The organism is Polaribacter sp. 20A6 (genome assembly GCF_011378915.1).
GTDB classification, from domain to species: domain Bacteria; phylum Bacteroidota; class Bacteroidia; order Flavobacteriales; family Flavobacteriaceae; genus Polaribacter; species Polaribacter sejongensis.
Genome location: NZ_WTPZ01000007.1, coordinates 26363 through 52231 on the forward strand (window position 1 = coordinate 26363; position 25869 = coordinate 52231).

The 25869-nt window shown below is 30.9% G+C and carries 25 protein-coding genes; 15 read left to right on the forward strand and 10 right to left on the reverse strand.

Annotation, left to right across the window (positions count from 1 at the left end; genetic code table 11):
* Positions 1 to 25 precede the first annotated feature (25 nt).
* From gldL to topA, 4 genes are all read right to left on the reverse strand, one after another.
* On the reverse strand, positions 26 to 679 hold the full coding sequence (gldL, locus tag GQS57_RS15210) for a gliding motility protein GldL (RefSeq protein WP_165733723.1): 654 nt from the start codon (positions 677 to 679) through the stop codon (positions 26 to 28).
* Positions 680 to 707: 28 nt separating this feature from the next.
* Positions 708 to 2084, reverse strand: a complete 1377-nt coding sequence (gldK, locus tag GQS57_RS15215) for a gliding motility lipoprotein GldK (protein ID WP_165733724.1) — start codon at positions 2082 to 2084, stop codon at positions 708 to 710.
* Between the two features lie 105 nt (positions 2085 to 2189).
* Positions 2190 to 3350 carry a formimidoylglutamase gene (locus GQS57_RS15220; RefSeq protein ID WP_165733725.1) on the reverse strand — a complete coding sequence of 387 codons (1161 nt, stop codon included), beginning with the start codon at positions 3348 to 3350 and terminating at the stop codon, positions 2190 to 2192.
* Between the two features lie 36 nt (positions 3351 to 3386).
* Positions 3387 to 5900, reverse strand: coding sequence for a type I DNA topoisomerase (gene topA / locus GQS57_RS15225; RefSeq protein ID WP_165733726.1), 2514 nt, complete (start codon positions 5898 to 5900; stop codon positions 3387 to 3389).
* A 200-nt stretch (positions 5901 to 6100) separates the two neighbouring features.
* Between topA and miaB the strand changes: the two genes are divergently transcribed.
* The 7 genes from miaB (at position 6101) to groL (ending at position 13009) form a co-directional block, all read left to right on the forward strand.
* The gene (gene miaB, locus GQS57_RS15230) at positions 6101 to 7555 is read left to right on the forward strand and encodes a tRNA (N6-isopentenyl adenosine(37)-C2)-methylthiotransferase MiaB (protein ID WP_165733727.1); all 1455 of its coding nucleotides are present in this window, start codon (positions 6101 to 6103) and stop codon (positions 7553 to 7555) included.
* Positions 7556 to 7668: 113 nt separating this feature from the next.
* On the forward strand, positions 7669 to 8892 hold the full coding sequence (locus GQS57_RS15235; RefSeq protein ID WP_165733728.1) for a sigma 54-interacting transcriptional regulator: 1224 nt from the start codon (positions 7669 to 7671) through the stop codon (positions 8890 to 8892).
* Between the two features lie 248 nt (positions 8893 to 9140).
* Positions 9141 to 9647, forward strand: coding sequence for an LptE family protein (gene lptE / locus GQS57_RS15240; protein WP_165733729.1), 507 nt, complete (start codon positions 9141 to 9143; stop codon positions 9645 to 9647).
* Positions 9648 to 9710: 63 nt separating this feature from the next.
* Entirely contained in the window at positions 9711 to 10517 is an 807-nt protein-coding gene (locus GQS57_RS15245; protein ID WP_165733730.1) for a hypothetical protein, read from the forward strand.
* Entirely contained in the window at positions 10514 to 10846 is a 333-nt protein-coding gene (gene secG, locus GQS57_RS15250; RefSeq protein WP_165733731.1) for a preprotein translocase subunit SecG, read from the forward strand. Before GQS57_RS15245 ends, secG begins: the two co-directional genes overlap by 4 nt.
* 175 nt (positions 10847 to 11021) lie before the next feature.
* The gene (gene groES / locus GQS57_RS15255) at positions 11022 to 11297 is read left to right on the forward strand and encodes a co-chaperone GroES (protein WP_068449432.1); all 276 of its coding nucleotides are present in this window, start codon (positions 11022 to 11024) and stop codon (positions 11295 to 11297) included.
* 80 nt (positions 11298 to 11377) lie between these two features.
* Positions 11378 to 13009: a chaperonin GroEL gene (groL, locus tag GQS57_RS15260; RefSeq protein ID WP_165733732.1), complete on the forward strand. Its 1632-nt coding sequence runs from the start codon at positions 11378 to 11380 to the stop codon at positions 13007 to 13009.
* A 133-nt stretch (positions 13010 to 13142) separates the two neighbouring features.
* Here groL and GQS57_RS15265 read toward each other — a convergent pair whose 3' ends face one another.
* The 5 genes from GQS57_RS15265 to xrtF form a co-directional block, all read right to left on the reverse strand.
* Positions 13143 to 13550 carry a heavy-metal-associated domain-containing protein gene (locus GQS57_RS15265; RefSeq protein ID WP_165733733.1) on the reverse strand — a complete coding sequence of 136 codons (408 nt, stop codon included), beginning with the start codon at positions 13548 to 13550 and terminating at the stop codon, positions 13143 to 13145.
* Between the two features lie 45 nt (positions 13551 to 13595).
* The gene (locus GQS57_RS15270; protein WP_165733734.1) at positions 13596 to 15842 is read right to left on the reverse strand and encodes a TonB-dependent receptor; all 2247 of its coding nucleotides are present in this window, start codon (positions 15840 to 15842) and stop codon (positions 13596 to 13598) included.
* Between the two features lie 74 nt (positions 15843 to 15916).
* A complete protein-coding gene (locus GQS57_RS15275) occupies positions 15917 to 16315 on the reverse strand; it encodes a hypothetical protein (RefSeq protein ID WP_165733735.1) in 399 nt (132 codons plus the stop codon).
* 44 nt (positions 16316 to 16359) lie between these two features.
* The gene (locus GQS57_RS15280; RefSeq protein ID WP_165733736.1) at positions 16360 to 16791 is read right to left on the reverse strand and encodes an exosortase F system-associated protein; all 432 of its coding nucleotides are present in this window, start codon (positions 16789 to 16791) and stop codon (positions 16360 to 16362) included.
* Entirely contained in the window at positions 16788 to 17324 is a 537-nt protein-coding gene (gene xrtF / locus GQS57_RS15285; RefSeq protein ID WP_165733737.1) for an exosortase family protein XrtF, read from the reverse strand. The genes GQS57_RS15280 and xrtF overlap by 4 nt, the downstream gene beginning before the upstream one ends.
* Positions 17325 to 17372: 48 nt before the next feature.
* Between xrtF and GQS57_RS15290 the strand changes: the two genes are divergently transcribed.
* The 8 genes from GQS57_RS15290 (at position 17373) to rodA (ending at position 25290) form a co-directional block, all read left to right on the forward strand.
* Positions 17373 to 17825, forward strand: a complete 453-nt coding sequence (locus GQS57_RS15290; RefSeq protein WP_165733738.1) for a GAF domain-containing protein — start codon at positions 17373 to 17375, stop codon at positions 17823 to 17825.
* 77 nt (positions 17826 to 17902) lie between these two features.
* Positions 17903 to 18028, forward strand: a complete 126-nt coding sequence (locus GQS57_RS19140; RefSeq protein ID WP_262887631.1) for a hypothetical protein — start codon at positions 17903 to 17905, stop codon at positions 18026 to 18028.
* 135 nt (positions 18029 to 18163) lie between these two features.
* Positions 18164 to 19690 carry a bifunctional phosphoribosylaminoimidazolecarboxamide formyltransferase/IMP cyclohydrolase gene (gene purH / locus GQS57_RS15295; protein ID WP_165733739.1) on the forward strand — a complete coding sequence of 509 codons (1527 nt, stop codon included), beginning with the start codon at positions 18164 to 18166 and terminating at the stop codon, positions 19688 to 19690.
* 78 nt (positions 19691 to 19768) lie between these two features.
* Positions 19769 to 20797 carry a rod shape-determining protein gene (locus GQS57_RS15300; RefSeq protein ID WP_068449442.1) on the forward strand — a complete coding sequence of 343 codons (1029 nt, stop codon included), beginning with the start codon at positions 19769 to 19771 and terminating at the stop codon, positions 20795 to 20797.
* A 19-nt stretch (positions 20798 to 20816) separates the two neighbouring features.
* Complete coding sequence (gene mreC, locus GQS57_RS15305; RefSeq protein WP_165733740.1) at positions 20817 to 21647, forward strand: rod shape-determining protein MreC; 831 nt, start codon at positions 20817 to 20819, stop codon at positions 21645 to 21647.
* Positions 21640 to 22143 carry a rod shape-determining protein MreD gene (gene mreD, locus GQS57_RS15310; protein WP_165733741.1) on the forward strand — a complete coding sequence of 168 codons (504 nt, stop codon included), beginning with the start codon at positions 21640 to 21642 and terminating at the stop codon, positions 22141 to 22143. The genes mreC and mreD overlap by 8 nt, the downstream gene beginning before the upstream one ends.
* On the forward strand, positions 22143 to 24008 hold the full coding sequence (mrdA, locus tag GQS57_RS15315; protein WP_165733742.1) for a penicillin-binding protein 2: 1866 nt from the start codon (positions 22143 to 22145) through the stop codon (positions 24006 to 24008). The genes mreD and mrdA overlap by 1 nt, the downstream gene beginning before the upstream one ends.
* A gap of 1 nt (position 24009) precedes the next feature.
* Complete coding sequence (rodA, locus tag GQS57_RS15320) at positions 24010 to 25290, forward strand: rod shape-determining protein RodA (protein WP_165733743.1); 1281 nt, start codon at positions 24010 to 24012, stop codon at positions 25288 to 25290.
* 294 nt (positions 25291 to 25584) lie between these two features.
* On the opposite strand, the gene rpsT is transcribed toward rodA, so the two are convergent.
* Positions 25585 to 25836 (reverse strand): 30S ribosomal protein S20, encoded by a 252-nt coding sequence (gene rpsT, locus GQS57_RS15325; protein ID WP_165733744.1) that lies wholly within the window; start codon positions 25834 to 25836, stop codon positions 25585 to 25587.
* Positions 25837 to 25869 lie beyond the last annotated feature (33 nt).

Sequence of the window (25869 nt, forward strand, 5' to 3'; positions counted from 1 at the left end):
AATATTTGTATTTGTTAACTAATTATTATTTAGACATTGCAGAAAGCATATTTCCATAAACTCCGTTTAAAGAAGATAAGTTTTTTGCTAAAGACTCCATTTGATCTTTTAATTTTTCTGTATTTTCTACAACAGCTCCATTTAATGCAGACTGTTTGCTTACATTTTCTACTTGTACTTTGTACAAATTATTTAAAGACTCCATTTGAATAGCAGCCATAGACATTTGTTCGTTGTATTTGTTAGTAGATGAAATAGATTCTGATGCAGCAGATAAACCTTCTGCAGCTCCTTGAAAGTTTTTCATACTAGTACCTAAGCTTGTCATTAATCTAGCATCAATTTTAGCTTCTTGTAATAAAGTATCTAATTTTTGAGATAATAAACCTTGAGCACCAACTTCTTCTTTTTCTTCTTTCACTGCTTTTACAGTAGTAAAACCATCATCTCCTAATTCAGGATATACTTTAGACCAATCAAAATCATCTTCTGGTGTATCAAAAGCTGAAACAGCAAAAACGGCAGCCTCAACTAATAAACCAATCGTTAACATCATACCTCCAGTAATAGGACCTAAACTCATATGCTGAATTTTGAATAATGCTCCAACAATTACAACTGCTGCTCCCATTCCGTAAACGAAATTCATTATTTTTTTGTAAGATTTTGACTGTGCCATAATTTATTTTCTTTTTATTTTTTTTTGATTATTTGTTAGTTGTACCAATGTAATTCTGAACGGTTCTAAAACCAATGTAACTTCTAGCAGTATCTGCATATTCATAATCTCTAGAACTCACTTCTAAAAAGTATGCTACATCTTTCCAAGAACCTCCACGAATTATTTTTCTTTTGTTTTTTCTATCCTCTACATTCGGATTCATTGTAGAAGCCATGTAGTAAGAAGATAAGTTATAAGCGGTATTTGTCCATTCAGAAACATTACCAGCCATATTATACAAACCGTAATCATTTGCATTAAAAGATTTAGCCTCCATAGTATATAGCGCTCCATCTACAGCGTAATCTCCCCTTACCGGTTTAAAGTTTGCCAAGAAACAACCTCTATCTGAAGTGGTATTACCAGTACCCCAAGGATACGTAGCAAATTCTAAACCTCCTCTTGCAGCATATTCCCATTCTGCTTCTGTTGGTAATCTAAAGTCTGGAACACCAATTGAGTTTTTTCTGCTTTTTAAATAATTATTTTTCTTCTTAGTTCTCCAGTTACAAAAAGCAGTTGCTTGCCCCCAGTTTACCCCAACAACAGGATAATCTCCATAAGATTGGTGATAAAAATAATCTTGGTGCATTGGGTCGTTATAAGAATAACTAAAATCTTTTACCCATACAGTAGTATCTGGATAAATGTTTAATTTTTCGTGTTTTACAAAGTCTTTTCTATTACCACCTTGTCTTGCAGCATTATCTCTATCGAACCAAGTGTATTTATATTTTAAGTATTTTACGTTAAAAGTTCTAACACCATCTACAGCTTCATCTCTAGCTACAAATAAAGTATCCATAACCTCTACATAATCAGCATCCGGAAAATCTTCTTTTTCCCAAATAATATCATTTTCCCAGTTTAATGGTCTTACAGAATCTGAATCCAACTCTAAACTCGTGTAGTTTTCATACATGTATTTTTCATAAGCATTAGCTCCTGTAGTATCTTTTAATACAGCAAATGCATAATCATTAATACCTCCAGAAGGAAGTGCACCGTTTGGATCTGGTGTTCCCATCATACTTGCAAATTCTTGTTGATACCCTAATCTAGTTCTTACAACAGAATCTCTAACCCACTGAACAAATTCTTTATATTCGTTATTAGTTATCTCAGTTTCGTCCATGTAATATGGTCTTAAAGTAACTGTTTTAGTAGGTGAATTCATTGTACCGATAAGGTCCTCGTCTTGTTTACCCATTGTAAAAGCACCTCCAGGAATTAACGCCATACCAAATGGTTTTTCTGAAAACCACTTTTTATTCGATTTAACTCCAACCAATTCTCCTCTATCATTAGAGCCACAACTGTAAAAAACTACTATTAAAAGTGCAAATATTGCTGCTTTCTTCATATTTAAAAATGTCTTTACTATAAAGTCCGTAAACCTATTATTTTTTTTGTTAAAAAACAATAAGCAAATTGCTTTTTAACGTTCTAATCTTTTAATCTTTATTTATTACACTAATTTTCGCATCGCTTTATACCACTTTTCAGGAATATTTTGCTTAGTGGCTTCTGTATAATCATTATATGTACATGGTATTAACGCATGTCTTTTGTATTTATTATCTGATAAGATTTTTATCTCTATCCACCATCTTCCAGATTTATTACTTTTATAAAACGTTAAAGGATCATCATCATCTAATAAAACGGTAAACTTCTGATAATTTTCCTTTCCAGAAAACGGATAATCTTTTACCCTAAAATTAACACCTTCAATAAAATACCAAATCATTTGAGCAATTAAATGTGCTGTCTGATGGTTGTTATCTAGCTTAGAATTGTACTCATAAACACCAAATGAAGTTACTTTATCACTAAGGCCTGCATATCTAGAAATGGCACAAATTTCTTCTCCATAAAACCCATTCGGAGAAGCATTATTATTTGCAGGTGCTTCACTTTGTCTCACAGAACCCAAATCTATAGAAACAATATCAGCATTTCTAAAAACAGGTTCAATATTTTTTAATTCTTTTGCATTCCCTAATCTATACGCATCAAAAAATAAGTTATCCAACAACTGTATTTCATCTTGCGAATTAAAATACGTCTGATAACCTACATTGCTATAATTAAACAAGTTATTAGGCTCTTGCATAATTATTTTACTTAAATAAGATTGAGAAGTTAATGGATCATCTAAATGACCTAAATCGAAACGACTGTCTACAGCAGCAATATTAACGGTCTGCTCTAAAGAATCATAAGCTCTATAATTTACATATGTAAGATCTTGACCTCCACCAATAATTACAGGTATTATATTTTTCTTAAGTAGTTCCGTAATAATTTCTGAAACAGCATAATACGTATCTGTAACAGAATTTCCTTTTAAAACATTTCCTAAATCTGCTATCTGAGTGTTCCAATTACCTGGAAACAAATTGTATAATTTTTTTCTGATAAAATGTAAATCTTCTCCACAGCCAAAATTATTCTCTGAGTTCCTATCTTCTTGAACTCCTAAAATTGCAATTTGCACATTTTCTAAATCAGGCAAACCGTCTTCTAGAGTATGTATTCTAAAGGTTTTCCCTAAGCACAAATTAGATTGTTCTTCTAAAGATTTTACAATCGATTCTTTTACAGGGGTTAAAAAGTCTTGGTTCATTAATTTTTTAAAATCAAATGTAATTTATGAAAAATATTATTTCTTTTTGGTTACTTTCTTCTTAACTACCTTTTTCTTGACAGCTTTTTTCTTCGCCACTTTTTTCTTTGGCGTTTTAGCTTCAATCATTTTAACAGCCTCTGCCTTAGAAAGTTTTTCTATTTCTGTAGTTTTAGGTAATTCTATTTTAATTTTCCCTTTTATTACATTAAAACGTCCCCATCGTGCTTTTTCTACACGAATTTCTACATCTTCCCAGTTATGGATAACTTTATCAATCTCTTTCTGTTTCTTAACTTCTATTAACTCAATAATATCGTCATCAGTAAGATTATCGAAATCGTATTTTTTATTAACGTTGATAAATATATTATTCCATTTTAAGAAAGGTCCAAAACGACCAACTCCCTTTTGTACAGGTAAATCTTCATAATGATAAATAGGCGCATCTGCTTTTTGTTTTGCAACAATTAACTCTATAGCTCTTGGCAAATCTACTTCCATAGGATTTTCTCCCTTATCTAAAGAAACAAACATGGTTCCGAAACGAATGTAAGGACCAAAACGACCGTTAGAAACAATAACCTCTTCATCTTCATAACCACCTAATGTTTTTGGAAGCAAGAACAATTCTAGTGCTTCTTCCATAGTGATGGTTCCTAAATTCTGATCTTTATTTAAGCTAGCAAACACCTTTTCTTCGTCTTCTGGTGCTCCAATTTGTGCAATTGGTCCAAATTTACCCAGACGAACTAAAACCGTTTTACCAGTTTCTGGATGCTTCCCTAAAATACGTTCTCCACTTTCTCTTTCTGCATTTTCCTTAACATCTTCCACCGTGTCATGAAACTTTGTATAGAAACCTTTAATCATTTCTATCCAATCTTCATTTCCTTCAGAGATATCATCAAAAGAAGATTCTACTTTAGCAGTAAAACCAAAATCTAAAACATTAGAAAAGTTAGCAACTAAAAAGTCGTTCACAATATTACCAATATCCGTAGGTATTAACTTATTTTTATTAGAACCTGTTTTCTCCGTTAATGCTTCACTTTTTACAGTTCCATCAACTAAAATCATTTGTTCGTAATTTCTTTCTAACCCTTCATCCTCTCCTTTTTCTACATATCCTCTTCTTTGTACAGTAGAAATGGTTGGTGCGTATGTAGATGGTCTACCAATACCTAGTTCTTCTAATTGTTTTACCAAAGAAGCTTCTGTAAAACGATAAGGCGGACTTGTAAAACGTTGTGTTGCGTTTATAAAAGAATACTCTAATGCTTCACCAACTTTTAAATTTGGTAGCATTCCTGCTTGTTCTTCCTCATCATCATCTTTTCCTTCTAAATACACTTTTAAGAAACCATCAAACTTTATCATTTCACCATTTGCAGTGAATATTTTTGAGTTCTCAGAATTTTCGATCTTAAAATTGGTTCTCTCTAACTGAGCATCACTCATTTGAGAAGCCAATGTTCTTTTCCAAATTAAATCATACAATCTAGTTTGGTCATATTCTGTATCTATGGAATGCATTTTCATGTTGGTAGGACGAATCGCCTCATGCGCCTCTTGGGCACCTTTTGCTTTCGTTTTAAAAACACGTTGTTTGCTATATTCTTTACCGTAATAATTAGTAATTTCTTCTTCAGCAGCGTTTCTTGCATCAACAGATAAATTTAAACTATCTGTTCTCATATAAGTAATTAAACCGGCTTCATACAAACGTTGTGCAACTTGCATTGTCTTTGCAACCGGAAAACCTAATTTTCTAGATGCTTCTTGCTGCAACGTAGACGTTGTAAATGGTGCTGCTGGGGATTTCTTTGCTGGTTTTTTAGTTAATTCAGCGATAGAAAAATCTGCATTTGCACACGATTTTAAGAAATTTTCTGCTGTTTTTTTAGTATCAAAATTCTTTGGAATCGTTGCTTTAAACGTTTTTCCTTCAACATTAGAAAACTCTGCTACTACTTTATAATGTGTTTCTGCATTAAACTCTTGAATGCTTCTTTCTTTTTCTACAATTAAACGAACTGCTACAGATTGTACTCTACCTGCAGACAAACCTCCTTTAACTTTACGCCATAAAACTGGCGATAATTCGTACCCAACAAGTCTGTCTAAAACTCTACGTGCTTGTTGTGCGTTTACCATATTATAGTCAATATCTCTAGGATTATCGACTGCTTTTAAAATGGCGTTTTTTGTTATTTCATGAAAAACAATACGTTTTGTATTTTCATCTTTTAAATTTAATTGCTCTTTTAAATGCCATGCAATTGCCTCACCCTCTCGATCCTCATCACTCGCTAACCATACAGTATCTGCTTTCTTTGCTAAAGCTTTTAACTTTTTAACTACTGGTTTTTTATCATCAGAAATAATATATTTTGGACTAAAATCTCCTTCTACATCAATACCCAATTCTTTGGATGGTAAGTCTGCAATATGACCATAACTAGACTCTACTTGAAAATCTTTTCCAAGAAATTTTTCGATGGTTTTTGCTTTTGCTGGTGACTCTACAATTACTAAATTCTTTGCCATTTATCTCTCTTTTGTCGCTAAAACGCTTTAAAAACGCGCTATTTTTGATTGCAAAAGTAGTTAGTTTTTTGTAAAAAAAAATTATTTCATCAATTTTCAACAAAAAACATTAGAATTAGCTCATTAAATTTTCTGCCAATTTGTCACAATAAATTAAATTTGGTTGTATCTTTGCGCACCTTTAAATGATAAATTGAGAGATGGAATACGTAGAAAAAATCATAGACGAGAAAATACAAGGAAAAGCTCTTGTTACCGAAAATAAAAAAAATAACACTAAAAAATTATTCATAGAAAGCTACGGCTGTCAAATGAATATGAATGATAGTGAAATAGTAGCCGCTATTTTAGATAAAGAAGGCTACAACACAACTCAAATTCTAGAAGAAGCAGATTTAGTTTTAGTAAACACCTGCTCTATTAGGGAGAAGGCAGAAACTACTGTTCGTAAAAGATTACAGAAATACAACGCTGTAAAACAAGTAAACAAAAACATGAAAGTAGGTGTTTTAGGCTGTATGGCAGAACGCTTAAAAGAAAAGTTTTTAGAAGAAGAAAAAATTGTTGACTTAGTTGTTGGACCCGATGCATACAAAGATTTACCTAATTTACTAGAAGAAGTAAATGCTGGTAGAGATGCCGTAAATGTAATTTTATCTAAAGAAGAAACCTATGGAGATATTTCTCCGGTGCGTTTAAATTCTAACGGAGTTACTGCATTTGTATCTATAACCAGAGGTTGCGACAATATGTGTACTTTCTGTGTGGTTCCGTTTACACGTGGACGAGAAAGAAGCCGTGATCCGAAAAGTATTCTTGAAGAAATTCAATCTATGGTAGATAGAAACTTTAAAGAAATTACGCTTTTAGGTCAGAATGTAGATAGTTTCTTATGGTATGGTGGAGGATTGAAAAAAGACTTTGGCAAAGCATCTGAAATGGCACAAGCAACTGCTGTAAATTTTGCACAATTATTAGATATGTGTGCTACAGAATTCCCAAAAACACGTTTTCGTTTTGCAACTTCTAATCCGCAGGATATTAGTTTAGATGTAATTCACGCAATAGCAAAACACAAAAATATTTGTAAATATTTGCATTTACCTGTACAAAGCGGAAGCAATAACATGCTAAAAGCTATGAACAGACAACATACTCGTGAAGAATATATCGAGTTAATTGATAATATTTTTAAGATTGTTCCGGAAATGTCTTTAAGTCAAGATATGATTGTTGGTTTTTGTGGAGAAACAGAAGAAGATCATCAAGATACTTTAGATTTAATGAAATATGTAAAATACGATTTCGGCTTTATGTTTACGTATTCTGAAAGACCAGGAACTTTAGCGGCTAAGAAAATGGTAGATGATGTACCTTTTGCAACAAAAAAACGTCGTTTACAAGAAATTATAGATTTACAACAAGAACACGCTTTATACAGAACGCAGCAACATTTAGGAAAAGTAGAAGAATTTTTAATTGAAGGTACTTCTAAGAAAAACCCAAATGAATGGAAAGGTAGAAATACGCAAAATACCGTAGCTGTTTTTGATAAAGGAGACTATAAATTAGGAGATTTTGTAATGGTAAAAGTAGAAGATTGTACTTCTGCAACCTTAAAAGGAACTGTTGTTGGATATTCTGATAATAATTAAAAATTAGTGAAAAAGTTACAAAGGCTCAAAGTTGCAAAGTGGGCTTTATATAATTCTTAAAAACTTTTTTACTTTGTTACTTTGCAACTATAAAAACTTTGCACCTTAAAAAAATGGAAAACTTACAAGCTTTAAAACAGCGTTTTGGAATTATCGGTAACGATATTCACTTAAATAGAGCTTTAGAAAAAGCACTTAGAGTTGCACCTACAGATATTTCTGTTTTAGTTACAGGAGAAAGTGGTGTTGGTAAAGAAAATATTCCAAGAATTGTACATCAATTATCACATAGAAAACATGCAAAATACATTGCTGTAAACTGTGGTGCAATTCCAGAGGGAACCATCGATAGTGAATTATTTGGTCACGAAAAAGGATCATTTACAGGGGCAACACAAGACCGAAAAGGATATTTTGAAGTTGCCGATGGTGGAACTATCTTTTTAGATGAGGTTGGAGAATTGCCTTTAACAACCCAAGTACGTTTATTACGTGTTTTAGAAAATGGCGAATTTATAAAAGTTGGTTCTTCTAAAGTTATAAAAACCAATGTTAGAATTGTAGCTGCAACGAATGTTAATATGCAATCTGCAATTCAGAAAGAAAAATTTAGAGAAGACCTATATTACAGATTAAGTACCGTAGAAATTCATTTACCTGCTTTAAGAGAGCGTGATGAAGATATTCACTTATTGTTTCGGAAATTTGCTGCAGATTTTGCTCAGAAATACAGAATGCCTTCTATTCGTTTAGATGATAACGCGGTAAAAATGCTATTAAACTATCGTTTTCCGGGGAATATTCGTCAGTTAAAAAATTTAGCAGAACAAATTTCGGTTATTGAAGAAGAAAGAGTTATTTCCGCCCTTAAAATGCAACAGTATCTACCGAATAATAATGGTAATTTACCTGCTGTTATTGGTGGTAAAAAGGAAAATGACTTTTCTACTGAGCGTGATATTATGTATAAGATTTTATTTGATATGCGTAATGACATCAACGATTTAAAAAAGTTGACGCTAGATTTAATGAAAAGTGGCAATGTAGAAGAAGTGCAAGAAGAACATCATCAATTAATTGAAAAGATGTACGAAAACAAAGATGCACATAAATCTAATGTAGAAGTGATGAATATTCCACAAAACTCATCCACAGAAAAAGATTATGATTTTATTGAGACGATAGAGGAAGACGAGTCTTTATCTTTACAAGACAAAGAAGTAGAAATGATAAAAAAATCTTTAGAGAAAAACAGCAATAAACGTAAGTTAGCTGCTAAAGAACTAGGAATTTCTGAGAGAACTTTATACCGAAAAATTAAACAATACGATTTGTAAAAGAATGTGTAATTGTTTAAAAGTTGAATTGTTTAATTGAAAAAAACACGGACAGTTTGAGAATCAAAATTTTATAAAAGCGAAAAAATAACGTGCAGTTGTGTCATTTCGACCAGAGGGAAAAATCACATAAAGCTTCATCGTTTTAGTTTTCTAAATTATGAGATTTCTCCTATCGTCGAAATGACAATTGGAAGTTTTTTTAAAAAAAATTTGAATCTAAAACTTAAAATTCTGAACCAATAATTATGAAAAAAATACTCTACATAACATTATTCTCATTAAGCACATTATTTTTTGTTGCTTGTGGAGCATATTCTTTTACAGGAGGAAGTACAGGTGATGCAAAAACATTACAAATAGATTTTTTCCCAAATCAAGCATCTTTAGTAGAGCCAACTCTAAGTCAGCGTTTTACCCAAGACATGCTAGATTTATTTACAAGACAAACCAATTTAACCACAGTAACCTCCAATGGAGACTTATATTTTAGCGGAGAAATTACGGGCTACAGAATTACTCCTATGAGTGCTACTGCAGACCAAACTGCTGCGCAAAATAGACTTACCATCACTGTAAATGTTCGTTTTGTTAATAAACTGATTGAGAAAGATGATTTCGAAAAACAATTCTCTTTTTATTCTGATTATGCTGCAGACGCACAACTTACCGGTGGAGTTTTAGAAGCTGCCTTAGATGAAATTATGGAGAGATTAACACAAGATATTTTTAATGCTTCCGTTGCAAAATGGTAATATTAAAAATATACAGTGTTCAGTTGCAGTATTCAGTAAAAAGTAGATAAAAATAACTAAGATTTGAAATCAAGTACTTTTATAGATTTAATAAAAAACAAAAGACAAATTCAGGAAGTGGAAACTGCTGAATTAAAAACTGCTGTTGAAGAATATCCGTATTTTCAAGCAGCACGTGTTTTATATTTAAAAGGATTAAAAAATCAGGATAGTTTTAAATACAATAACGAATTAAAAGTAACTGCTTCTTATACCACAGATAGAACTTTATTATTCAATTATATTACCTCAAACAATTTTAGTAATCAGAAAGAAGATATTCATCAACAAATATTTGAAAAAATATCAGCAGAAAAAATAGTAGCAACTCTTCCTGAAACAGAACCCCATTCTGAAACAATTGAAAGTCCAGTAGAAAATACTGAAGCAATTTCAGAAAACATTATTGAAGTAGAAACTGCATTAGAAATTGGCAAGCCGATATCTTTTTCTTCTGCAGAGAATCACTCTTTTGGAGAATGGTTACAACTTTCTTCCAAAAAACCTATTGTTAGGGAAGAAAAAAAGCAAATAGAAAAAACTCCTGTAGAAAAACCTACAGAAAAAGAGTACTTAATAAACACTTTTATAGAAAATAACCCTAAAATTAAGCCTTTAGCAAAAGATAAAATAGTAGCTGTTCCGGTTGCTAAAAACAGTCAAGATTCCTCTTTAATGACAGAAACATTGGCTAAAGTTTATTTGGAACAGAAAAAGTATGAAAATGCAATGCAAGCTTATAGAATTTTAAGTTTGAAATATCCAGAAAAAAGTGGTTTCTTTGCAGACCAAATTAAAAGAATACAAATTTTACAAAAAAATAAATCATGAGTTACACAGCATTTTTAATTCTAATTTTGATTGTAGCCGTTGCATTAATCTTAATCGTGATGGTTCAAAATCCTAAAGGTGGAGGATTAACTTCTTCTTTTGGAGGTAGTGGAGCACAATCTTTGGGTGGTGTACAAAACACTAACAATTTCTTAGACAGAACAACTTGGACTTTAGCAATTGCTATGTTTGCATTAATTTTATTAGCAAACTTTGCAATTCCTAGAGATGGAGACAACAACTTTGAGTTAAACGATACTTTAGATGGTATTGAAACTTCTACTCCTGTTGAAAACACAACTCCTATAACTAACGATAGTTTAAATTAATTATCCGTTAGAGATAAATTAAAAATGCCAACGTAAATGACACGTTGGCATTTTTTTTATGCTTAAAATTTAACAATAAAATCAATCAAAGAAAAATTGTCAGTTTTAGTGTAATGGCACAATTTCTGACAATTTACTGTTAGTAATAATAAATTAATTAACTAAAAATATAACAATGGGATTAAACATTAAACCTTTAGCAGACAGAGTTCTTGTAGAACCTGCTCCAGCAGAAACAAAAACAGCATCAGGATTAATTATTCCTGATAACGCAAAAGAAAAGCCACAACAAGGAACTGTTGTAGCAGTAGGTAATGGTAAAGTTGATGAGCCATTAACTGTAAAAATTGGAGACACTGTTTTATATAGTAAATATGGTGGAACTGATTTAAAATTAGAAGGTAAAGATTACCTAATGATGCGTGAGTCTGATATTTTAGCGATTATCTAAAAGTATTTAGTTTTCAGTTGCAGCATTCAGTAGCAACAATTAAACGAATAAATAGTTAAACAAATAAACATTTAAAGAAAATGGCAAAACATATAAAATTTGATATTGAAGCAAGAGACGGATTAAAACGTGGAGTTGATGCTTTAGCAAATGCAGTAAAAGTAACTTTAGGACCAAAAGGAAGAAACGTAATTATTTCTAAATCTTTTGGAGCTCCAACAGTTACTAAAGATGGAGTTTCTGTAGCAAAAGAAATTGAGTTAGAAAATGAGCTAGAAAACATGGGAGCTCAAATGGTAAAAGAAGTTGCTTCTAAAACCAACGATTTAGCTGGTGATGGTACAACAACCGCTACAGTTCTTGCACAAGCAATTGTAAAAGAAGGTTTAAAAAACGTTGCTGCTGGTGCAAACCCAATGGATTTAAAACGTGGAATTGACAAAGCTGTCGCTGCAATTATTGCAGATTTAGAAAAACAAGCTAAAAAAGTTGGTAATTCTTCTGAAAAAATTCAACAAGTTGCTGCTATTTCTGCAAATAACGATGCAATTATTGGAGATTTAATTGCTACTGCTTTTTCTAAAGTTGGTAAAGAAGGTGTTATTACTGTTGAAGAAGCAAAAGGAATGGAAACGTATGTTGACGTTGTAGAAGGTATGCAATTTGACAGAGGTTATTTATCTCCTTATTTTGTTACCGATGCAGATAAAATGATTGCAGATTTAGAAAATCCTTATGTTTTATTATTCGACAAAAAGATTTCTAACTTACAAGAAATTCTTCCAATTTTAGAACCAGTTTCTCAATCTGGACGTCCTTTATTAATTATTGCAGAAGATGTAGACGGACAAGCGTTAGCTACTTTAGTTGTAAATAAATTAAGAGGTGGTTTAAAAATTGCTGCTGTAAAAGCTCCAGGATTTGGAGACAGAAGAAAAGCAATGTTAGAAGACATCGCTATCTTAACTGGTGGGACTGTAATTTCTGAAGAAAGAGGTTTCTCTTTAGAAAACGCAACATTAGATCTTTTAGGTACTGCAGAAGGTATTACTATTGATAAAGACAATACAACTATTGTAAATGGTGCTGGTAATGCAGATGCTATTAAAGCAAGAGTTAGTCAAATTAAAGCTCAGATTGAAACTACAACTTCTGACTATGACAAAGAAAAACTTCAAGAGCGTTTAGCTAAATTAGCTGGTGGTGTTGCTGTTTTATATGTTGGTGCTGCTTCTGAAGTGGAGATGAAAGAGAAGAAAGATAGAGTTGATGATGCTTTACACGCTACAAGAGCTGCAGTAGAAGAAGGTATTGTTGCTGGTGGTGGTGTTGCTTTAGTACGCGCTAAAAGAGTTTTAGAAAAAATTACTACAGATAATTTAGACGAAACTACAGGTGTACAAATTATTAATAAAGCTATTGAAGCTCCTCTAAGAATTATTGTAGAGAATGCTGGAGGTGAAGGTTCTGTTGTTTTAAACAAAGTTTTAGAAGGTAAAAAAGACTTTGGTTATGATGCTAAAAGTGATACTTACGTAGATATGCTAGAGGCTGGAATTATAGATCCTAAAAAAGTAACACGTGTTGCATTAGAAAATGCTGCTTCTGTTGCCGGAATGATCTTAACTACAGAATGTGCTTTAGTAGACATTAAAGAAGATGCTCCTGCAGGAATGCCTCCAATGGGTGGTGGAATGCCAGGAATGATGTAATAGCGAATCGCTATAGATAATTTATTTTACTCTTGGGTGAAATAGAGATATTAAAAAATCCGATAGATTAATTTCTATCGGATTTTTTTTTGGTTTCGAAAAACAAAACTTTTAGATTTTATAAGTAAAAAACTTATTCCTTCTTCTGCTTTTTCAATTCTCCATTGTGATCTGTAATAATTTCTTCATCTCTATATTTACAGCATCCATGCACAGAACCATACGCTTCATCTGTTGCAATTATTTTATTTTCTTCATCTAAAATAACATCATGCCCTACTGCTAAAACACTTTTCTGAACCGCATCTACATCAGTTTTACGTTCGTCTAAAATTACATTTAATTGATGTGTTTCTACACTCCAAATTGCAAATTTTACGCCTTTTGTTTTTAAAGCAGCTGTTTCTAAACGTTTTTTACACATACCACAAATTCCATCTACTTCTATAGACACTTTTGCACTTTTATTCTTTTTTACTTCTTGAGATTGTGTTGAGAAACCAATCAAACATAAACTGAATACGAATAATAATTTTTTCATCTTTTTTCTAATTTTATATTATGTTACTTATTTCCACTGCGTGGGTTATTTAATCTTAAATCTTAATCCTGTATACAATGCTCTTCCAAAAATTGGTGAATACACAATGGTACTATCAAAGTTTGAACCAAAAGGATTATCACTACCTAAAATAGGATTTTTCTGCTGAACATTTGTCAAGTTCTCTGCCCCAACATATACTTCAAACTTGTCTGAAAAAACCTTTGTTATTTGCGAGTTTAATAATTGATAAGGATCTGAATACCCCAAAGAATTAACAGTATTTGGCAAACGCTGTTCACCTATGTTATTAAAAGTAACATCAAACTTCCAGTGTGCATTATTTTCCTTTACAGGTGTTTCATAAGAAAGATTTGCAAAAAATCTATTCTTAGGTTGAATCGGTTTTTGCAAATTACCCGAAGTATAATCCGTAGAAATATCAAAATATTTATATGCCGTTCTAAAATTAAAATACGGCGCAATGTTATAATTTACTTCAACCTGAAAACTATTTGCGATACTTTTTCCGTCTAAATTATAAAATGATATTTCTTGTGGGTTCTCCCAATCTACCACTACTTGATTTGAAAAATCTGTCTGATAAAAATCGAAAGTAACATCTCCTTTTTTATTGAATAGATTAAACCTTTGCATATAAGAAACTCCGTAGTTCCATGCAACTTCAGGATTTAATCCGTAGATATTACCGCCAACATCATCAATATTAATGACTCTTGAACTAGCAAACAATTGTTGATTTTCTGCAAAAATATTAGCACTACGCTTGCCTCTTCCTGCAGATGCTCTAAAAACACTGTTTTCCCAAGGTACATATCTTGCGTGAATTCTAGGGGTTACAAAAGTTCCTAATAAATTATGTGTGTCTATACGCAAACCTGCTGTTAAACTAAAATCATTCAAATTATCGAAAGCATACTCAAAAAAAGCACCAGCAGAAGTTTCTTTTCTATCGTAATTGGTAATATTTACCAATTCTTCATATTTATCATGCGTAAAACTAAGTCCTGTTTTAAACTTATTTCTAGTATCCCCTATTATAGAATTGAAAATAATATTAGAAAATATACTTTCATGCTCTATATCGTAAATTTTTTGTCCGAAATAAGAATCTTGTTGATGATTGCTATACGCAAACTGAAGACTTACACTTTGAAAAGGCAATTCTGGAAAAACATAGCCTAATTTAGCAGAAGTCTCAAAACGTTTGGTATCTATTTCACTCCCCCATGTATCATTAGCAGTTGGCACAGAACTTGGAAATAACCTATCAGTATCAGGGTTAAAATCAATCTCTCCTGTTTGTTTTTCATCATTTAAAAAACGCACATTAATAAAACTCACCCAACCTTTTTCTGCATCTACATATTGCCAACGGTTCATTACATTTATTTGATCTGCTAACGGACTGTCTAAAAAATTATCATTGTTTTTATCAAATTTTTCACCTCTATAATTTCCATGTATATAAACACCTGTAGACCATTTATCAGATACTTTTTGATTAAAATGTGTATTTAATTCAAACCTACCATCTAAAGAACCATAAGCATTTACAAAGAGTTTATTATCAGAAAAAGGCTTCACCAATTCTGCATTTATTTGTCCGGATATGCTCTCATACCCATTAACAACAGAACCAGCTCCTTTTGTAATTTGAATACTTTCTACCCAAGTACCTGGCGTAAATGTGAGCCCAAAAACCTGAGCTGCACCTCTAACAGAAGGAATATTTTCTTGGGTAATTGACAAATACGGACTCGTTAATCCTAACATTTGTATTTGTTTCGTTCCTGTTAAAGCATCAGAAAAACTAACATCTATAGACGGATTGGTTTCAAAACTTTCTGCCAAATTACAACACGCAGCTTTTAGCAATTCTTCAGAATTTACAGTAAACATATTTGCCGTAGACAAAAATGATTTCTGAATTGCATTTCGTTTACTTTTAATTATTACTTCATCTAAATCACCTTCTGGAGTAATATAATGATGAATAGGATCTAAGTTATCAATAGTTAAAGTATCGGTTTTATATCCTAAATAATTAACTACTAATTTTTTATATTCTGGTTTATAGTCTATAGTGAACCAACCTTTCTTATTTGTAATTGCACTTACGTTTGTGTTTAACCAATGTACAGTTACATCGGCAACACCTAAATTATCTTTAGGATTATTTTTGTCCATAATCATCCCTTTAAATGTAGTTTGAGAAAAGAGTATGACAGGAATAAATAGCAGAAAACCACTAATTATATATTTTTTCATTATGTGTATTAATTTTAATTTATAACGCTAATTTTTATCGCCTTTAGGCAATATTTATAGTTTAAAAATTAAAATCAAATTAAAAAAGACTGGTATATAACCTGATAATCTAATAGAATTTCAGGCGGAGAAATATTGTTGTAGTTTATTTCTTTAGAATCTTGTTCAAGAAATAGATCATTAAAAGAAATATAAAATGCTGCTAAAAATTGTTGTTTAGAAAAATCAAAATCGTCAACTTGAGTTTGCCTTAATTGATCTTGACCCTTAATTTGATGAATTTCATTTTTACAACAGTTAGTCTTAGCTGCAATTTCTTGCATTTCTAATCCGCAATCATTTGCATTCCCTATAAAAGAAACGTCCATAAGAGAATCTCCACAGTAATGCTTTTCTACCGTAAAAGAAAACGTAGAAAACAACACTAGAAGTGCTAATAAGAAAGACGCTATTTTAGAAAAAATTTGTTTCATTGCTTTTGCAAATTTACAATAAGAAAATCAAATTCTATATAAAATTATTTGTTACTCAATTTTTGATAATAGAAAGCAGGCAACAATATTAGTAAAAACAGTGGATGAATTATAAATCTACGGATATAAAAAGGCAACAAATAACCACTTTCAAAATTATCTTTAATAAAAATTACAAATACAGCAATAAGGATTACAAAAGCTATCATTAAAAAATAACTAGCAAATCTTAAATACTTTTTTCGCTCAAACAACACCCAAATTATACCTAATGAAATGACAGAATTTATGAGGTACCTAAAGAACATATTTATCACTAACTTCCAAACATCTATATTCTGAATACCCGTGTACAAATAATCATTTTTAAAATATACAATTAAAGGGTCATAAAAAAAATTCGTCTGAAAAGCTCTTACAGCAATTAACAGCACAAAAAGTAAGGATACTAATACTATTTTTAGGTATTTACTCATTTTTTAAACTTAGAAAATTTATCAACCCAAATAACCCAAAGCATAAAAATAGTACCATAAATAATTGCAGGAAATACCAAACCATGTAAAAATTCTTGATTTTCTGGATATTTATAAATCATTACTGTCAGAAATGCAATTCTTAATACATTGATTGTATAAATGAGCAAACTACCAAACAGAGAATAAAAGAAAGTCGCTTTTAAAGATCCTGAAAAAGCAATAATAAATGATATAAATAAAATAATTAAACTAATAGAATTACACCCTTCTATAACCCTAGCGGTATATTTACCTTCTATGATTAGTTTTACCGAAACTTCTTTATCATGCTGAACAGCCTCTACGTTATAATCGAAAAAAGTAAGCACTTTTACGGTTTGGTCGGCCACAAGTGTTGTTATGGATGCTGTTTTATAAGTCCCTTCTTTTTCTTGAGAACGCTGTAAGTAAGTGTTATAAATTGTAACTAATAAAAAATAGGTTACAAAAAACTTAATCAGAAAAATGATGATGCTTTTATGTTTCTTCACAATAAATTTTAATTAATTTTGCCACTTATTTACACAACGAATATACAAATGAATATAGATACTTTACAACAACAGATAGACAAAATTATTTCGTCTAACACTACAATAGAGGAGAAGTTACAAGCCATATGCGATTATTTAGAAAAAGAAATATCTTACTATGATTGGGTCGGTTTTTATTTTAAAAACGGAGATAAAAACGAGTTAAAATTAGCACAATATACAGGAGAAGAAACAGAACACACAATTATTCCGTTTGGGAAAGGTATTTGCGGACAAGTAGCTGTTAGTAACGAAAACTTTGTAGTACAAGATGTTTCTGCTCAAGACAATTATATTTCTTGCGGATGGAAAGTAAAATCTGAAATTGTAATTCCAATTTTTGTAGCAGGCGAGAATATTGGTCAAATTGATATAGATTCTCATACAGCAAATACATTTTCCGCAAAAGACGAAGCACTTCTAGAGTACATTTGCAAAGAATTATCAAATATTCTGTAATTTTGTTGATTTATTTTTATCTTTTTACTACTTTTGATAAAAATACTACAATTCACAAATCGACATACTTCTAAATAATGAGAAAATACGAATCCACTACCATAACATCTAAAAATTCAACATCTAATTATGCTTCAAAAAAAACATCTATTGTAGATAATTTTGTAGTTTGGTTTCGAGATTTTTTAGATAACGCCGAGTAGTGGATCTGTTTTTTTTCTAATTAAAAAAACTTCATTAAAAGTTTGTTGTTAATTACTTACTTGTTTTGTTACTATCTTTTATTGCCTTAGAAGATTGCTTTACCTAAATTTGCACGCTTAACAACACAACACTAAATGAGCACTTCAAAAACAATTAAATCCGCATTAATTTCGGTATTTCACAAAGATGGTCTAGAACCAGTTGTAAAAAAATTAAATGAATTAAATGTAACTATCTATTCTACAGGTGGTACAGAGAAATTTATTAAAGATTTAGGAATCAAAGTAATTCCAGTAGACGAAGTAACTTCTTACCCATCTATTCTTGGTGGTAGAGTTAAAACATTGCATCCAAAAGTTTTTGGAGGTATTCTTAACAGACAAGACAATGAAAGCGATGTTGCTGAATTGGCTGAATACAATATTCCACAAATAGATTTAGTAATTGTAGATTTATATCCGTTTGAAAAAACGGTAGCTTCTGGAGCACCAGAACAAGATATCGTAGAAAAAATTGATATTGGTGGTATTTCTTTAATTAGAGCTGCTGCAAAGAATTTTAAAGACACTGTTATTGTTTCTTCTATGGATCAATATGAAGGTTTCTTAAATACTCTTTCTGAAGGAAATGGAGAAACTACCATTTCTGAAAGAAAAAAATTAGCTGCAAAAGCGTTTAATATTTCTTCTCATTATGATACTGCTATTTTTAACTACTTTAACGAAGATGAAATAGTTTACAAAGCAAGTGAACAAAATGCAAACGTTTTACGTTACGGAGAAAACCCTCATCAAAAAGGATATTTCTTTGGTGACTTAGAAGCAATGTTTGATAAACTTCATGGTAAAGAATTAAGCTACAATAATTTATTAGATGTTGATGCTGCTGTAAATTTAATTCAAGAATTTAAAGGAGAAGCACCAACTTTTGCTATTTTAAAACATAACAATGCGTGTGGTTTTGCACAAAGAGACACAATTAGTGAAGCGTATACAGATGCTTTAGCAGGAGATCCTGTTTCTGCTTTTGGTGGTGTTTTAATTGCAAATACAGAAATTGACAAAGAAACTGCAGAGAAAATTCATACTTTATTTTGCGAAGTTGTAATTGCTCCTTCTTTTTCTGAGGATGCATTAGCTATTTTAAAAGGTAAGAAAAACAGAATTATCTTAATTCAGAAAGATGTTGCATTACCAACAACAACTGTTAGAACTTGTTTAAATGGTTCTTTAGTGCAAGATAAAGATAGTATTACAGATCAATTATCAGATTTAAAGTACGTAACCAACAATAAACCAACTCAAAGTGAGTTAGATGATTTGTTATTTGCTTCTAAATTGTGTAAAAACACAAAATCGAACACCATAATACTTGTTAAAAACAAACAATTATTAGCTGGTGGAACAGGACAAACAAGTAGAGTTGATGCATTGAACCAAGCTATAGAAAAAGCAACTTCTTTTAAATTTGATTTAAATGGATGTGTAATGGCAAGTGATGCATTTTTCCCTTTCCCTGATTGTGTAGAAATTGCAGATAATGCAGGAATAAAAAGTGTTATTCAACCTGGAGGATCTATTAAAGACCAATTAAGTATAGATTATTGTAATGAAAACAATTTATCTATGGTAATGACAGGAACAAGACATTTTAAACATTAATAATAAATATGTATTTTACATACAGAATTTTAGTAATTTTGTAAGAATACATCAAGAATAAAACAACAAATATATTTTATGGGTTTTTTCGATTTTATGACGGAAGATATTGCGATTGATTTAGGTACCGCAAATACTTTAATAATCCACAACGGAAAAGTGGTTATTGATAGTCCTTCTATTGTTGCCAGGAACAGAATTACTGGAGAAATCATTGCAATTGGTAAAGAAGCCAACCTAATGCAAGGAAAAACCCATGAAAATATTAAAACTATTCGTCCCTTAAAAGACGGAGTTATTGCAGATTTTGAGGCGTCTGAACAGATGATTAAAGAATTTGTAAAGCAAATTCCATCAATTAAAAAACGATTATTTCCACCTGCATTAAGAATGGTTATTTGTATTCCTTCGGGAATTACAGAAGTAGAAAAACGAGCTGTTCGTGATTCTGCTAAACACATGAATGCAAAAGAAATCTATCTAATTTATGAGCCTATGGCTGCTGCAATTGGTGTTGGTATAGACATTATGGAGCCAAAAGGAAATATGATTATTGATATTGGTGGTGGTACAACAGAAATTGCTGTAATAGCTTTAGGTGGTATTGTTTGTGATCAATCTGTAAAAGTTGCAGGAGATCTTTTTACAAATGATATTATGTACTACATGCGTACCCAACACAACTTACATGTTGGAGAATCTACTGCAGAAAAAATTAAAATTACTATTGGTGCCGCAACAGAAGATTTAGAAACTCCACCAGACGAAATGTTGGTTCAGGGTAGAGATTTACTAAGCGGAAAACCTAAACAAGTACAAGTTTCTTATAGAGAAATTGCAAAAGCATTGGACAAATCTATTTTAAGAATTGAAGATGCTGTAATGGAAACTCTTTCTAAAACTCCGCCAGAATTGGCTGCAGATATTTATAATACAGGTATCTATTTAGCAGGTGGTGGTTCTATGTTAAGAGGTTTAGACAAACGTTTGTCTAGAAAAACAGATTTACCTGTTTATGTAGCCGAAGACCCTTTAAGAGCAGTTGTTCGTGGAACAGGAATTGCATTAAAAGAATTAAAAAAATACAAAAATGTATTAATGAAATAGTAGTTTTTAAGTTCTTACAATGCAGCAGATTATCTATTTTTTTCAGAAGTTTAAGTATTTTCTGTTTTTTATATTGTTAGAGTTAATAGCGCTAACTTTCACTTTTAACAACCTTCGTTTTCATAAAAGCAAGTTTATAAACTCTGCTAATAGTGTGACAGGTGGTTTTCTTACAACCCTTTCTAATTCTACAGAATATTTAGGATTAAAGTCTGAAAATAAATTATTATCAGAAGAAAACACACGTCTAAAAAATCTTTTAGAAAAAAACAAATCTGTAAATTTTGATATTGATTCTACTGTGATGGACTCAACAAAATACCATCAAAATTACACTTTCACAAACGCAAAAATCATCAACAATAATTATTCTAAACCATTTAATTTTTTAACTATAAATAAAGGTAAAAATCAAAATATAGATAAAGAAATGGCTGTAATTAATAGTAAAGGAATTATTGGAATTACAGAAAACTCATCAAATAATTATACGAGAGTACAATCTATTTTAAATAAAAATAGTGGTATTAATGCACGTCTTAAAGGAAATGATTTTTATTATGGAACGTTAAAATGGAACAGTATAGATTACAATATTGTTCAGTTACACGATATGCCAAGACAAGCGCCATTAAAAATTGGAGACACAATTGAAACAGGAGGAAAATCCACTATTTTCCCTGAAGGAATACCTATTGGAACGATTTCTAAAATAAACAAAGGAAACACCGCTAACAACCAAGTAGATGTAACGTTATTTAATGATATGAGTAACCTTGGTTATGTGTATATTGTTAAAAATTTAGATAAGGAAGAATTACAATTTTTAGAAAACACGAGCAATGAATAAAAGTATAAATCAAATTTTATCTTTTTTATTCTTGCTATTCTTGCAAGTATTAGTGCTAAATAACATCAATTTTTTAGGCCATATAAATCCATATCTTTATATAAGCTTTGTAATTCTATACCCTTTAAATGAAAAAAGATATTCCTTTCTTTTCATAAGTTTCCTTTTAGGACTATTTGTTGATTTCTTTTCAGATTCTGGAGGTATACATGCATTTGCAACTTTATTTATCGCTTATATTAGGTTGTTTTTTGTGAATGTATATTTTAGAAAAATACCAGCAGACTATCCTTTCTTTAGCTTAAAATCTGAATCTTTTGGTAAAGTTTTCAACTATGTAGTAACTTTAACAGTAATTCATCACCTTATTTATTTTACTTTTGCTAATTTTAGTTTTGAAAATTTATCAATGGTTTTTTTAAACACATTATACTCTAGTGTTTTTACATTGATTTTATTTTTTCTAGGAACTTATATTTTTACTAAAAGCGAATAATGCAAAGAAGTTTTTTACTCTATTTTTTAATAACACTTATCGGAATTCTTTTTATTGGTAGACTTTTTCAATTGCAAGTAATTAGAGGTGCTAACTATGACCCTATTCATAATTCTGCCGTAAAAATAGAGTATGATTATCCAGAAAGAGGATACGTATATGATAGAAACGGAGAACTTTTAGTTGCAAACCAGCTTTCTTATGACGTTATGGTGCAACCCAACCAGGTAACACCATTAGATACATTAGAATTTTGTAATCTATTAAAAATTGATAAAGCAGATTTCTTAAAAAGATTAAAAAAAGCAGACAATTATGCCCCTTACCTACCTTCTGTATTTTTAAAACAATTGGCAAAAGAAGATTTTGCTTTTCTTCAAGAAAAATTACATAAATACACTGGTTTTTTTATTCAAAAAAGAATCATTAGAAAATATCCTATAAATGCAGCTGCAAATGTACTTGGCTATATTGGAGAAGTAAATGAAACTTTAGCAAAAGAAAATGCCTATTATCAACCCGGAGAATTAATTGGAAAAGATGGAATTGAAAGGCAATATGAAGATTATTTAAGAGGAACTAAAGGTAAAAAATACTTACAAAGAAACAACCTAAATAAAGTTACAGGATCTTATTTAGACGGTTCATACGACACTATTCCAGAAAACGGAAAAGACTTAACATTAACCTTAGACATACAACTACAACTTTATGCACAGAAACTTATGTCGGGTAAAAGAGGTGGAATTGTAGCTATAGAACCATCTACCGGAGAAATCTTAGCATTAGTTACTGCACCATCCTACGATCCTAACATGTTGGTTGGTAGAAAACGATCTAGAAACTCTACAATACTATTTAATGATACCATAAGTAAACCTTCTTATGACAGGGGGTTGTTGGCTACCTATGCTCCTGGTTCTCCTTTTAAAATGATGAATGCTTTAATTGGCCTTCAAGAAGGTGTTATTACAGAGGATTCAGGTTTTAGATGTAACCATGGTTTTAGATACGGTAGTAGAGCAGGTGCATTTATGGGATGCCATTGCGGAATTACAGGAAGGCCAGTACAACTAAAAGCAGCCATTGCTAGATCTTGTAACACTTACTTTTCTCAAACCTATAAGAAAATTATAGAAAAAAACAATAAACCCTCAGAAGGTTTAGATACATGGCACAACCATATTGCCAGCTTTGGTTTAGGTAATTATTTAGGTTATGATTTACCTGCTGGAAGTCCAGGTTTAATACCTACCGGAAAATATTATGATGATATTTATAGATATTCTTGGAATGGTTCTACTACTATTTCCAATGCAATTGGTCAGGGAGAAGTTTTAACAACACCTATTCAACTAGCTAATTTTACAGCAGTAATTGCCAACAGAGGATATTTCTATACACCACACGTATTAAAAGAAGTGAATAAAAATCCTATTAAAGATTCTGTATATACAATTGCAAAAAAAACAACGATAGATAAAAAGTATTTTTCTCCAGTAGTGGAAGCAATGCATGAAGTATTTAAAACAGGAACAGGGAGATTTAATCAAGTAGAAGGTATTGAAATTTGTGGAAAAACCGGAACTGCAGAAAACTTTGCTAGAATAGACGGTCAAAAAATTCAACTACCGGATCACTCAATTCTAGTGGCATTTGCACCTAAAGAAAACCCTAAAATAGCGATAGCAATTTTTGTTGAAAATGGTGGATATGGATCTACAATAGCTGCTCCAATTACCAGTTTACTGATAGAAAAGTATATAAATGGTAGTATCTCTAAAGAAAATAAATATAGAGAACAACGAATGTTAGACTTAAACTTAAAAGATATTTACGCTAAACTAAATCAAAAAACTAAATAAATTGCGCCAAGAACGAAATAACATTTTTGCTGAGATCGATTGGCTTTTAGTTTTCTTATTTGCTATTCTTGTAGGTTTTGGTTGGATGAATATATATGCTGCATCCAAAACTGAAGATAATATACAGATATTAGATTTTTCTACTAATTATGGTAAACAAATTCTTTGGATTATTTTAAGTGTTCCATTAATTGTGATCATCCTTTTTTTTAATTCAAAATTTTACGAGAAATACTCAAGTATATTCTACATAGTTTCATTGATTATGTTAATTCTTTTATTTCCATTTGGAAAAGAAATAAATGGTGCAAAATCTTGGTTTAGTTTTGGGGGTATGAGTTTACAGCCTTCTGAATTTGTAAAAGCATTTACAGCACTTGCTGTTGCCAAGCTTTTAAGTGATAGACAATACAATTTAGGTTTAGTTAAAAACCAAATAAAGGCTTTTATAATAATTTTTACACCCGCCGTATTAATAACATTGCAACCAGATGCAGGTTCTGCCTTAATTTATTTGGCATTTTTCTTTGTTCTAAACAGAGAGGGATTAACCCTAAATTACATAATTTTAGGTACTCTGGCTATCGTTATTTTTATTTCAACTATTTTCTTCGGATTTGCTTCTGTATTAATTACCCTATTATCATTAATTACAATCGCTGTTGGTTATGCCATTTATAGAGGAGGAAAAACATTTTTTAGATTTAATTGGTATAAAGTATTAGCACTATACATAGTTACCGCACTCTTTGTATTCGGAACAAACCTAACTTATAACAATATTTTTAAACAACACCATAGAGATCGTTTTGAAGTATTATTAGGTTTAAAAACTGATAAAAAAAATATTGGATACAACTCACACCAATCAGAATTAACAATTAGTTCTGGGGGCTGGACAGGAAAAGGTTTTTTAAAAGGAGATATTACTAAAGGAAATTTTGTACCAGAACAACATACGGATTACATTTTTAGTACTATTGGAGAAGAATGGGGTTTCTTAGGAAGTAGTATTGTTATTATTCTTTTTATGTTGATGATGTATAGAATAATATATCTATCGGAAACACATGCTAATAAGTTTGGAAGAATATACGGCTACAGTGTAGCTTCCATTCTCTTTTTTCATGTTATTGTAAATATAGGAATGGTTATAGGCTTACTACCAACTGTTGGTATACCTCTACCCTTTTTTAGCTACGGAGGTTCGTCTCTTTGGGGTTTTACAATCTTACTCTTTATCTTTATTAGATTAGATGCCCATAAACACTACGATTGGTAAAGTAAGTATTAAACCTTCTCTTAGCACAACTATTTTATTAACTTTTAATTATTATTCTTATACAAGACTATAAAAACCTCGCTGTAAGAGATAATAATACACAAAACCGAATAGGCTTAACAAGGATAAAGAAAAGCCTTTAAACAGTAAATTAGAAGCATAGTAATATAGAATTCTCTTTACAAAGAGTAAAGAACTACTTTAATACTTTACAAGAATAATTATTTAAATTTTGAACAAAAAAAAGCTCTGAATTTTCATTCAGAGCTTTTAAATTTTATATGCTTTTAAACCTTACAATGCAGCAACCTGCTTTGTTAATTTAGATTTTAAGTTAGCAGCTTTATTCTTGTGAATAATATTATTCTTAGCTAATTTATCTAACATAGAGATAACCTTACCTAATTTAGTTTCTGCATCTGCTTTATCTTCTACAGTACGTAAATCTCTTACAGCATTACGTGTAGTTTTATGCTGATATTTATTACGTAACCTTTTAGCTTCGTTACTTCTAATTCTCTTTAATGCTGACTGATGATTTGCCATAATACTTAATTTATTAGTTTTTTATATTAAAAC